Source organism: Pseudomonas sp. BF-B-15 (assembly GCF_019946675.1).
GTDB classification, from domain to species: Bacteria; Pseudomonadota; Gammaproteobacteria; order Pseudomonadales; family Pseudomonadaceae; genus Aquipseudomonas; species Aquipseudomonas migulae.
Map to the genome: position 1 here is coordinate 1 of NZ_JAGYFZ010000153.1, position 10,194 is coordinate 10,194.

General features: G+C 61.0%; 12 protein-coding genes. 5 read left to right on the plus strand and 7 right to left on the minus strand.

The features are described 5' to 3' along the window. Positions 1-67: 67 nt before the first annotated feature. The 5 genes from KGA97_RS27935 to KGA97_RS27955 all read right to left on the minus strand — a co-directional run bounded on the left by KGA97_RS27935 (position 68) and on the right by KGA97_RS27955 (position 4,466). Positions 68-1,015, minus strand: a complete 948-nt coding sequence (locus KGA97_RS27935) for a phosphatidate cytidylyltransferase (RefSeq protein WP_008043299.1) — start codon at positions 1,013-1,015, stop codon at positions 68-70. Next, positions 1,012-1,611: a lysophospholipid acyltransferase family protein gene (locus KGA97_RS27940; protein WP_008028204.1), complete on the minus strand. Its 600-nt coding sequence runs from the start codon at positions 1,609-1,611 to the stop codon at positions 1,012-1,014. The genes KGA97_RS27935 and KGA97_RS27940 overlap by 4 nt, the downstream gene beginning before the upstream one ends. After that, positions 1,598-2,230, minus strand: coding sequence for a CDP-alcohol phosphatidyltransferase family protein (locus KGA97_RS27945; protein ID WP_223481882.1), 633 nt, complete (start codon positions 2,228-2,230; stop codon positions 1,598-1,600). Before KGA97_RS27945 ends, KGA97_RS27940 begins: the two co-directional genes overlap by 14 nt. 191 nt (positions 2,231-2,421) lie before the next feature. After that, positions 2,422-3,729: a sensor histidine kinase gene (locus tag KGA97_RS27950; RefSeq protein WP_008028199.1), complete on the minus strand. Its 1,308-nt coding sequence runs from the start codon at positions 3,727-3,729 to the stop codon at positions 2,422-2,424. Beyond that, positions 3,726-4,466, minus strand: coding sequence for a response regulator (locus tag KGA97_RS27955; protein ID WP_008028195.1), 741 nt, complete (start codon positions 4,464-4,466; stop codon positions 3,726-3,728). The genes KGA97_RS27950 and KGA97_RS27955 overlap by 4 nt, the downstream gene beginning before the upstream one ends. 305 nt (positions 4,467-4,771) lie before the next feature. On the opposite strand from KGA97_RS27955, the gene KGA97_RS27960 reads away from it, so the two are divergent. The 3 genes from KGA97_RS27960 to KGA97_RS27970 all read left to right on the plus strand — a co-directional run bounded on the left by KGA97_RS27960 (position 4,772) and on the right by KGA97_RS27970 (position 6,706). Continuing rightward, a complete protein-coding gene (locus KGA97_RS27960) occupies positions 4,772-5,032 on the plus strand; it encodes a DUF2790 domain-containing protein (protein ID WP_008043296.1) in 261 nt (86 codons plus the stop codon). Positions 5,033-5,080: 48 nt separating this feature from the next. Continuing rightward, positions 5,081-5,335 carry a hypothetical protein gene (locus KGA97_RS27965; protein ID WP_008043295.1) on the plus strand — a complete coding sequence of 85 codons (255 nt, stop codon included), beginning with the start codon at positions 5,081-5,083 and terminating at the stop codon, positions 5,333-5,335. A 159-nt stretch (positions 5,336-5,494) separates the two neighbouring features. Further along, the gene (locus KGA97_RS27970) at positions 5,495-6,706 is read left to right on the plus strand and encodes a cytochrome c biogenesis protein DipZ (protein ID WP_223481883.1); all 1,212 of its coding nucleotides are present in this window, start codon (positions 5,495-5,497) and stop codon (positions 6,704-6,706) included. A 9-nt stretch (positions 6,707-6,715) separates the two neighbouring features. Here KGA97_RS27970 and KGA97_RS27975 read toward each other — a convergent pair whose 3' ends face one another. Beyond that, positions 6,716-7,708 carry an AraC family transcriptional regulator gene (locus KGA97_RS27975; RefSeq protein ID WP_223481884.1) on the minus strand — a complete coding sequence of 331 codons (993 nt, stop codon included), beginning with the start codon at positions 7,706-7,708 and terminating at the stop codon, positions 6,716-6,718. Between the two features lie 180 nt (positions 7,709-7,888). On the opposite strand from KGA97_RS27975, the gene KGA97_RS27980 reads away from it, so the two are divergent. Together KGA97_RS27980 and KGA97_RS27985 are read left to right on the plus strand one after the other, a co-directional pair. Next, the gene (locus KGA97_RS27980) at positions 7,889-8,158 is read left to right on the plus strand and encodes a DUF4242 domain-containing protein (RefSeq protein WP_008028186.1); all 270 of its coding nucleotides are present in this window, start codon (positions 7,889-7,891) and stop codon (positions 8,156-8,158) included. 35 nt (positions 8,159-8,193) lie between these two features. Continuing rightward, the gene (locus KGA97_RS27985) at positions 8,194-9,006 is read left to right on the plus strand and encodes a class I SAM-dependent methyltransferase (protein WP_207285920.1); all 813 of its coding nucleotides are present in this window, start codon (positions 8,194-8,196) and stop codon (positions 9,004-9,006) included. Between the two features lie 143 nt (positions 9,007-9,149). Here the strand turns inward: KGA97_RS27985 and KGA97_RS27990 are convergent, their stop codons facing one another. Further along, positions 9,150-10,076, minus strand: coding sequence for a universal stress protein (locus KGA97_RS27990; protein WP_008043281.1), 927 nt, complete (start codon positions 10,074-10,076; stop codon positions 9,150-9,152). Between the last annotated feature and the right edge of the window lie 118 nt (positions 10,077-10,194).

Consider the following 10,194-nt stretch of genomic DNA (forward strand, 5'->3'; position numbering starts at 1 on the left):
GGGCTACGCGGTGTGTCAGGTACGCCGCCATCGCCGGCAAGCCGGCTCCTACAGTGGAGATGCGTTTTTATTGGGCGGAGAAGAAGTACCGCGTCAGGTGAAAGAAGATCGGTGCCGCGAAGCAGATCGAGTCCATCCGGTCGAGCATGCCGCCGTGGCCCTTGATCATGGTGCCCCAGTCCTTGGCGCTGAGGCTGCGCTTGATCGCCGACATCACCAGGCCGCCCAGGAAACCCATCACCACAATCACGAACGACATCATCAGCGACTGCCAGAAACTGAACGGTGTCATCCAGAACATGCAGCCGCCAATCAGCGTGGCCGACAAACCGCCGCCGACCAGGCCTTCCACGGTTTTCGACGGGCTCACCAGCGGCGCAACCTTGTGCTTGCCGAAGAGCTTGCCGAACACGTACTGCAATACGTCACTCAACTGCACGACGAACACCAGATAGAACAGCAACAGCGCGTTCTGGCCCTGGAAGCCTTCCAGGTCCAGCAGCAACAACGCCGGCGCGTGGCTGATGCAGTAGACGCAAATCATCACCCCCCACTGAATTTTGGCCGCCCGTTCCAGGAAGGCGTCGGTGTCCTGGCTCAGCACCGCAATCGCCGGCAACAGCAGGAAGGCGTACACCGGAATCAACAGCGTGAACAGCGAATACCAGTGGGTGCCGATCAGTACGTATTGCAAGGGGATCAGAATGAAAAACGCCGAAAACAGCGCGTTATGGTCGCCAGGCCGGGTCGGTGTCAGGGTGATGAATTCCCGGAGCGCGAACAGGGAAATGAAGCCGAACAGAATGACCGTCGCGTTCCCGCCCAGCAGGTAGGACACGAAGAAAATGATCACCATCCCCCACCAGGCATTTACGCGCTGGTTGAGGTTTTCGATGGTCGAGACCGAGCCCTCTGTCGTCGCCCGCTTGGCCAGTATCCGGCCGATGATCGAAGCGATCGCCAACAGGGCGGCAATGGCGCCGAAGAACCACAAAAACTTTTCATCAAGATTCATTCCGACAACCTCACAATCGCGTCACGCGCCCGATCCAGAAACACCTGTTTTTCCTCGCCACTGATCCGTTGCAGCGGATCGCCGATACGGATTGTGCAGATGATGGGCAGGGGGACGTGTTTGCCTTTTGGCATGGAGCGATGCAGGTTTTCCAGGTAGATAGGCACCAGGTCAACCTCAGGGAATGTCTCGGCCAAGCGGAACAGACCCGATTTGAAAGGACCGGGCAACGCCTCGCTGCCGCGCGTGCCTTCCGGAAAGATGATGATCGAATGGCCGGCGCGCACCACGTCGAAAATCGGCTCCAGTACGTTGACGCCGGGCGCGGGGTTGCGATCGATCAGCACCGCATTCAGGCCTTTCTGCGAGATGTATGACAGGAATTTGTTCTTTCCCCAGTAGTCAGCGGCCGCAACCGGTTTCACGTTCACTCGGGCTTCCGGTGGCAGGGCCGCGATGATTGCCAGGGTGTCCATATGGCTGGAGTGATTGGCGAAATAGATACGCTGGCGTGTCAGGTCCGGCGGGCTTTCCCATCGGGCCGTGACGCCGATCACGAATCGAAGAACAGAAATCAGCGCGTTACTGATCCACATGAGGATTCCCCTTCAGTTCGCGCGAGATGGCCAGGGTGCGCGTGACGCAGGTCGCGGCGGAGCCGATGGTGATGATGACCAGCGCAATCAACAGCACGTAGTGAGTGGCATAAACGCTCGCTTCGACGGCATTCAGCAGCAGCCCGACCGTCATGACTGCCATTCGGTGTTGCTTGGCCATCGGGCCGATGAAGCTCTGCTTGAGACCGATCGAGCCGCCAAACACCCTGACGTAAGCCGTCAATGCCGCAGCCAGCGCGGCAAACCAGCCAAGGTCAGAGTAGCCGATGGCGTAGCCCAGGCCGACAATCAGCAGGCTGTCGGCAATCCGGTCGGGGAATTCGTTGTAGAGGCTGCCGATGTCGGATTTCTTGCCGCCCTCAATCGCGACCATTCCGTCGAAGAGGTTGCACAACAGGCGTAACTGAATGCCGAGGGCGCAGAGGATCGAGCCGATGACGCCCGTGTCGATATTGAGCGCGACGATGCCAGCGAGTGCGAAGGCGATGCTGGCCACGGAGATCTGATTGGGGGAGAGGTCCCTTTTCACCAACTGGTCGGTGACGTATTTGGCCCATCCCGCAGAACGCGTTTTGATGGGTCTTCTGTTTTCATCCATGTGCAATGTCCATATCAATGATGAGGTACTGCCGAGTACAGCACAGCGGCGAATCACCGACTGCGCCCGACAATATAAAGGCTTTCCTTAGCCTTGGTTCAGGTTCTGTAGGAGCGAGGCTTGCCCGCGAAGAACGATGACACGGTTTTCAGCTAGAACCGTGTCGAGGCCTTCGCGGGCAAGCCTCGCTCCTACAAAGGGCGGGTGGGTAGCTTTAGCTCTGCGCAGAGTCCGCCGCCTTCGCGGTTGCTCAGCGTCAACGACCCGCCGAGGGCCAGCGCCAGTTGCTGGGCAATCGCCAGGCCGAGACCGGTGCCGCCGGTGCTGCGGTTGCGAGAATTCTCCACGCGGTAGAACGGCTCCATCACGTGGGCGAGTTCTTCTTCGGCAATCCCGGGGCCGCGGTCCATCACCTTCACCGACAAGCTGCCGCCAGGTTTCGATTCCACCTGCAGTTGCGCCGCGCCGGCGAATTTGAGTGCGTTGTCCGTGAGGTTCACCAGCACGCGGCGCAAGGCGTGCGGCCGGGTGTCGATGACGGTGTCACTTTTTCCGCTGAGCTGAACGTCCTTGCCCATGTCCTGATAGTCGAACACCAGGCTGTCGAGGAACGAATCCAGATCGGTGCGACGGCTCTCTTCGGTGGCGCCATGGACGCTGCGGGCATAGGCCACGCCTTCGCGCACCAGGTGCTCCATCTCGCCGAGGTCGTTCCACAGTTTGTCTTTTTCGTTGCAGTCGTCCATGAGCTCGGCGCGCAGTTTCATCCGAGTGATGGGGGTTTGCAGGTCGTGGGAAATCGCCGCCAGCAATTGCATGCGTTCTTTCAAATAGGCAGCGATGCGCGCCTGCATGGCGTTGAAGGCCATGGCGGCGTGGGCGACTTCGGTCGGGCCTGTTTCGTCCAGGTGCACCGGGTGGGTGTTGGGGTCCAGCGTTTCGACGGCCTGTGCGAGGCGGGTGAGGGGGCCGATGGCGATTCTCACCGCCAGCCAGGTGCACAGAATCATCAGCAACAGTTGGCCGAGCAAGACGACCGGCAACCAGGGCGACAACGGCACCATCGACGGACGCACGTCGATGGTGACCGGGCTGCCATCGGCCAGTTTCAGATGGACCTGGAAGTGTTTGACCGGACCGGGAATGTCCGTAACCGTCATCGGGTAATCCTTGCCGATGGCGTCCTTGATCGAGGTCATCGCGATAGGCGTATCGCTCATCGCCGTGCCGGGCGAACCTTCATCCAGCAAATAGCGGTAGTTGCGGCGATCCAGTTGTTGCAGCCAACTCATGCGTTCTTCGGCCGGCAAGCGGTCGAGGATGGCGATGGACGTTGAAACGTCGGTTTCCAGATTGCCCAGCATGGTGTTTTTCGCGCTTTCGTAGCGCTCGTAGTACTGCGCACCGAAAGACAACACCTGCGCCAGAATCAGACCGATCAGGAATATCAGCGACAGGCGCGAGGCGAGGGTGCGGGGCCACCGCAGGGAAAGGTTCATGCGGGCGCCCCAAGGACTTCCACCGGCAGCGAAAACACATAGCCTTCGCTGCGCACGGTTTTGATGTAGGCCGGTTCCCGTGCGTCGTCGAGCAAGCGCTGACGCAGGCGGCTGACCAGCAAATCGATGGAACGGTCGAACAGATCGGCATCGCGGCCCTGGGTCAGGTTCAGCAACTGGTCGCGGTTGAGCACCCGTTGCGGATGATCAAGGAACACCCGCAGCAGTCGATATTCCGCGCCGCTGAGCGCGACCATGGTGCCGTCGTCATCGAGCAGATGGCGGGCCGAGGTGTCCAGGCGCCAGCGACCGAAGGCCAGCAGGCGACCGCTTTCGGTGACCACCAGGTTGGGCGGCAGCATCCGCGTGCGCCGCAGCACCGCGTTGATCCGCGCCAGCAGTTCACGGGCGGCGAACGGCTTGACCAGGTAATCGTCGGCGCCCATTTCCAGGCCGATGATACGGTCGGTTTCATCGTTGCGCGCAGTGAGCATCAGCACCGGGGTGGTCTTGTGTTTGCCGGCGCGGATCTCGCGGCACAGCATCAGGCCATCGTCGCCCGGCATCATGATGTCGAGCACGATCAAGTCCACCGGCGTGGTCTCCAGGAACGCGCGCATCTGCCGGCCGTCCGCCACGACGGTGGTGCGCAGGCCGTTCTTCTTCAGGTAGTTGCCTACCAGCTCTCGAATCTCGCGGTCATCGTCCACGATGAGGATGTGATCGACGTGTTCCATGGGGCCAAGCCTCTTCAAATAGGGAATGCGCACAGTCTATCGAGCCTTTGCCCGCTCGCCCGCCACCCTTTGTATTGCAGTGTATCTGGTGTGTCGGCGGATACACATGGACTTAAAAACCCCGGAATCCAGGGGTTTTGTATCGCTGTGTATCGGCAGGCCCCTTTGATACGTACCGATTTACACGCGCCGCTTCTCGACACAGACGAGATACCTCAGGGCCTTCTAATAGATTCCATCGAGGCAAACCCAACCGCCTCGGCTCAATTGAACGACCTACCCATTGAAGCCTTGAGGACACCACCATGAACACCAAAGCCATCTACGCCGCTTGCCTGTTTGCCGCCCTGAACATCTGCACCCTGTCGGCCCGTGCCGAAGCCGACGTCAGCGCCAGGACCTACAGCTACGGCACACACCTGGACATCAAGAAAGTGGTGTCGTTGACACAGGACACCACCAACGCCTGCGGGATTGTCGATGCCCAGCTGACTTACCTGGACTCCCAGAACAAAACCCAGGTGCTGGACTACCGAAAAATTGCTGACTGCAACGAAGACAACTGAGTCCTTCGCTGACCGATTGCCAATCCCCTTTGATACAGGAAGAACGCCATGAACAACGTAACCCGCTTTTTGACCGCCGCTGCCTTCGCCCTTGCCGGCGCCGCCGCTCACGCCAACGCCGCCGTTGAACAAAGCACTTGCGGTAGCAGCACCTGCTTCCAGCTGACCCCGGTGAACGAGCAGGGCGCCAATGATTTGCTGGTACAGGACGGTTCGAGCCGTACGCCGCAAGGGCAGATGGTTGCCGAGAACGGTGGCAGCCGCACGCCACAAGGCCAATTGCTGGATGAACAAACGGCCTGAAGCCACGCAATCCCACTGTAGGAGCCGGCTTGCTGCGGGCGGCGTTCCGACGATGACGGCAGCACATTCGACATTGATGTGACTGACAAATCGCCATCGCCAGCAAGCCGGCTCCTACAGGGGACTCGTTGCCACCCTCTAATGCATTAGGTGATCCCCATGTTTCTCATCGCTTTCCTGGGCGGCATTTTGACCGTCCTCAGTCCCTGCATCCTCCCGGTCGTGCCGTTCCTGTTCGCCGGGGTCGACCGCACTCGCTCCTCGATCCTGCTCACCCTCGGCGGCATGGTCCTGACCTTCGCCCTGATCTCCAGCCTGGCCGTGGTCAGCAGTGAATGGGTGGTGCAAGCCAACAACACCGGTCGTCACGTGGCCCTGATTGTGATGGCGCTGTTTGCCCTGTCGCTGATTTCGGCACGGGTCGGCGGCTGGCTGGCACGCCCGTTCGTGCTGTTGGGCAATCGCCTCGACCCCGACACCCGCAAAATGTCCGGCCCGTTGGGTTCGGTGATGATCGGTGTCGCCACCGGTCTGCTCTGGGCGCCGTGCGCCGGGCCGATCCTCGGCGTGATCCTCACCGGCGCCATGCTGCAAGGCGCCAACGCGCAAACCAGTCTGTTGCTGGTGGCGTACGGCCTGGGCAGCGCGTTGTCCCTGGGCACCTTGATCTTCGCCGGTCGCGGCCTGGTCAATCGCTTGAAAGCGTCGATTCCAGTGACCGGCTGGTTGCGACGCGGTACCGGGTTTGCGGTACTGGCGGCTGCGGTGGTGATTTCCACCGGCGCCGACAAGACCCTGCTGGCCGGCACTTCTTCCGAGGGCGTCAGCAGTATCGAGAAAGGCGTGCTGGAAAGCGTACCGAAAGTGGTCGATTACCTGGTCAGCAAGGTCAAGGCCGATACAAGCCTGGACAATGCCCAGGGTCCGATGCCGTCGTTGTCCGGCGCCGTCGAATGGATCAACTCGCCAGCACTTACCAATGACTCGCTCAAAGGCAAAGTGGTGCTGGTGGACTTCTGGACCTATGACTGCATCAACTGCCAGCACACCCTGCCTTATGTGAAGGACTGGGCGAAGAAATACGAGAAGGATGGCCTGGTGGTGATCGGCGTCCACACCCCGGAATACGGCTTCGAACGCATCATTTCCAACGTCAAGGATCAGGTGAAAAAGCTCGGCATCACCTACCCGGTGGCCATCGACAACAACTACGCGATCTGGCGTAACTTCGATAACCAGTACTGGCCGGCTCACTACCTGATCGACGCCAAGGGGCAGGTGCGTTACACCCACTTTGGTGAAGGCAGCTACGACACGCAGGAGAAGGTGATCCAGCAGTTGCTGGAAGAAGCGAAAGCACCCGCTGCGTAACCCGTCAACTCAATGGCTCACAGGCTCCGCGCCGTGGGCCATTGTTCGTTTTTCCTGCCCTCGACGCCACGCTGCGGGCGGTGCGCCGAACTCCCGCCGAAACGCCCGACTGAACGCCGTGTCGGTCTGGTAACCGACCTCTTCGGCGATGCGCATCAATGAGCTGTTACTGCTGCGTAACAGGTTGGCCGCCAGCAACATGCGCCATTGCGTCAGGTACTGCATCGGCGAAATTCCCACCAGTTGCTGAAAGCGTTCCGCCAATACCGATCTTGAGGTGCCGGCGGTGCGCGCCAGTTCATCCAGTGTCCAGGCATGACAGGGTTTTTTGTGCAGCGCGTTGAGGGCGGCGCCGACGATCCGGTCGCCCACACCCGCCAGCCAACCGGTCCGGCCTTCGCCCTGTTCGTGCATGTACAAACGCAGCACTTCGATGAACAACACCTCGGCCAGCTTGGCCAGTACGCCTTCACCACCGGGCCTTGGCGAGCGCGCTTCGGCCAGCGCATAACGCACCGAAGATTCCAGCCAGATCCCGGCGTTCGAGCCGCGCACATTGACCTTTACCACGGCCGGCAACCCCGTCAACAACATGCCCGCCAGCCGCGTATCGCACGCCAGATAACCGCACACCAGGCGCGTGACCGCGCCACCACCGCCATAACTCAGCTGCCGTGGGCGGCGCGCGAGCACGACGTCCAGCCGTGCACCGCTGGCCGGCGCGAGACCGGGTTTGGAGCACATGCGATGGGCATCGCCCTGCGGAAACACCACCACATCGCCAGCCGTCAGCAATTGGGGAGGATCATCACCGAGTTCGACATAGCACTCGCCTTCGGTGATCAAGTGAAAGATCACCACACGTTCGGCGCCGGGCTCGAGAAACGGTGCGGCGGTGTCCGCGCTCGGTGACTGATAACACCAGGGGGCAGTGAACCTGGCGTTGATGAAAATCGCGCCGACCAGGCGGACGACGCGCAGGGTCTGGGACAGGGCGTCCATGGTGGTGTTCCCCTGTGGGCGGGCAGCTTTTGATTGTGAGCCTGTCGCGGCACAACGCGAAACCTCCGGACGATCGGGCAAGGTTGGCCGACGATCGGGCAGGACGCCGATGGTCAGCGGCGCGATAGTTGGCACAGGGTCTGCCGACCCTGTCATCAATAACAAAAATGAGAGGTTGCCATGCCGAAGTTCATCATTGAACGCGAGATTCCGGGTGCTGGAACACTGTCAGAAAGGGATTTGAAAGCGGCTTCGCAAAAGTCCTGCCGAGCGTTGCGCGACTTGCCGGAGGTGCAGTGGCAGCAGAGTTATGTCACCGGTGACAAGCTCTACTGCGTGTACCTCTCGCCCAACGAAGAGTTGATCCGGGAGCATGCCAGGCTGAGTGGTTTCCCGGCCAACCGCATTTCCCGGGTCATGACCGTCATCGACCCCACCACGGCGGAATAAGCCAGGGGCGTTTGAACTCGTAACGGAGCGATTTGATGAGTACTCCCATTGATCTCACTGCCTTGAAAAACCGTCAGATGGCCGCCTGGGCCAGTGGCGACTATGCCGTGATCGGCACCACCTTGCAGATTGTCGGCGAGCAGCTCGCCGAAGCCTGCGACCTGCTTTGCGACGAGCGTGTGCTGGACGTCGCCGCCGGCAACGGCAACGCGACATTGGCGGCCGCGCGCCGGGGTGCCCGCGTCACGTCCACCGACTACGTCGCCGCGCTGCTGGAGCGCGGCGAAGACCGGGCCCGGGCAGAGCGCCTGGAGGTGACCTTTCAAGTGGCGGATGCCGAGGCGCTGCCGTTCGAGGACGGCAGTTTCGATGCCGTGCTGTCGACCTTCGGCGTGATGTTCGCACCGGACCAGTCCAAGGCTGCCGCCGAGCTCGCGCGGGTCTGTCGTCCGGGCGGCCGGATCGGCCTCGCCAACTGGACGCCTGAAGGTTTCGTCGGCCAGATGTTCAAGACCCTGGGCCGGCACATGCCACCTCCGCCGGGGGCACAACCACCGTCGAACTGGGGTTCCGAGGCCTGGCTGCATAAGCATTTTGATGAGCGCGAGTTTCTGCTTCAGGTGACACGGCGGTTCTTCAATTTCCGCTACCGTTCGGCCGCGCATTTCATCGACACGTTCCGCACCTGGTATGGCCCGGTCCACAAGGCGTTCGCGGCGCTGCCCCCCGAAGGCGCCCAGGCCCTTGAAGGTGACCTGGCCGAGCTGATCAACCGCTTGAACCGCACGGGTGAAAAATCGCTGGTGGTGCCGAGTGAATACCTTGAAGTGGTGATCACCCGACGCTGAAAAACGCCACGCCCCCTGTAGGAGCTGGCTTGCCAGCGATAGCGTCCGTCCAGTTACCATCGTGTTAACTGGCAGACCGCCATCGCTGGCAAGCCAGCTCCTACAGGGGGCGTGGCGAGTTTCCGGTTTTGCGGCGTGCCGGATTACTCATCCAACCGTTCGCTGTACACCACCCAGACGCTGCACGGCATTTTGTACAGCAGGTGCTCCACCGTGCTGCCGATCAGCCTGCCCAGGCCGCGATGGCCGATGCGGCCCATGACGATCACGTCGATGTCGCAGGCATCGGCGTAGCGGGTCAGGACCTTTACCGGGTTGCCCATGATCATGTGTCGTTGCTGCGGCGCGATGCCGTTGCGTTCGGCCAGTTCGTTGAAGGCGGCTTCCTGGTAGTCGAACAGGGTCCTGGCTTTGCCCGACGAGAAAAACGCCGAACCGTTGTCGAAGCCGAATTCATCGGCGCTGATCGATGACAAGTCATAGGCGTAGACCACGTCCAGCTCGGCATTACAGGCGCTGGCCAGTTTTGCCGCTTCGTGAAGAATGCGGTCGTTGAAGCTTTTGTAGTGATCATCACGATGGAACGGGTCGACCGCCGCGACGATCTTGCGCGGCAAGGCATGCGCGGCATGGCTGACGAAGTGCAGCGGCACCGGGCATTCCCGCAGCAAATGCACGTCGAGTGGCGTGAACATCAGCCTTGAGAGCATCGAATGTGGCTCCAGCGCCTTGATCAGCACGTCCATCGGCTGCTCTTTCAGGTGAATCAGGATTTCCTCCAGTGGCCGTTCGACCCACGTCACTTCGGTGGTGACGTGCACCCCGATCTTGCGCAAGGGCCGCGCCTGGTCCTCAAGCCATTGACGGTGTCGATCGACATAGCCCAGGCGCATCTGCTCCAGGGCCTTTTCATTGACCAGACTGGCGGTCGCCAGGCCCTCCAGATAATCGAACGCAACGATGTGCAGCGCCGCGTCTTCGGCCTTGGCCAGCGCTGCGGCCCTGTCGAAGGCGGGGCTGTGTTCCATCAGGGGTGAGGCGACCAGCATGAAACGTGATTGCTCAGACATGACAAACCTCCCGTGGGTAAACGAGCGTCAGGGTCATTCGACAGGCATTCAACCCATTGAGTATTGACCATGATCAACCTGTCGTCTGGTCAGGTGGGAGTGGGGCGGGGTGATGAGG

Coding starts and splice junctions, on each gene's coding strand:
- KGA97_RS27935 (WP_008043299.1), bottom strand. CDS start 1,015: ATGAATCTTGATGAAAAGTTTTTGTGGTTCTTCGGCGCCATTGCCGCC.
- KGA97_RS27940 (WP_008028204.1), bottom strand. CDS start 1,611: ATGTGGATCAGTAACGCGCTGATTTCTGTTCTTCGATTCGTGATCGGC.
- KGA97_RS27945 (WP_223481882.1), bottom strand. CDS start 2,230: ATGGATGAAAACAGAAGACCCATCAAAACGCGTTCTGCGGGATGGGCC.
- KGA97_RS27950 (WP_008028199.1), bottom strand. CDS start 3,729: ATGAACCTTTCCCTGCGGTGGCCCCGCACCCTCGCCTCGCGCCTGTCG.
- KGA97_RS27955 (WP_008028195.1), bottom strand. CDS start 4,466: ATGGAACACGTCGATCACATCCTCATCGTGGACGATGACCGCGAGATT.
- KGA97_RS27960 (WP_008043296.1), top strand. CDS start 4,772: ATGAACACCAAAGCCATCTACGCCGCTTGCCTGTTTGCCGCCCTGAAC.
- KGA97_RS27965 (WP_008043295.1), top strand. CDS start 5,081: ATGAACAACGTAACCCGCTTTTTGACCGCCGCTGCCTTCGCCCTTGCC.
- KGA97_RS27970 (WP_223481883.1), top strand. CDS start 5,495: ATGTTTCTCATCGCTTTCCTGGGCGGCATTTTGACCGTCCTCAGTCCC.
- KGA97_RS27975 (WP_223481884.1), bottom strand. CDS start 7,708: ATGGACGCCCTGTCCCAGACCCTGCGCGTCGTCCGCCTGGTCGGCGCG.
- KGA97_RS27980 (WP_008028186.1), top strand. CDS start 7,889: ATGCCGAAGTTCATCATTGAACGCGAGATTCCGGGTGCTGGAACACTG.
- KGA97_RS27985 (WP_207285920.1), top strand. CDS start 8,194: ATGAGTACTCCCATTGATCTCACTGCCTTGAAAAACCGTCAGATGGCC.
- KGA97_RS27990 (WP_008043281.1), bottom strand. CDS start 10,076: ATGTCTGAGCAATCACGTTTCATGCTGGTCGCCTCACCCCTGATGGAA.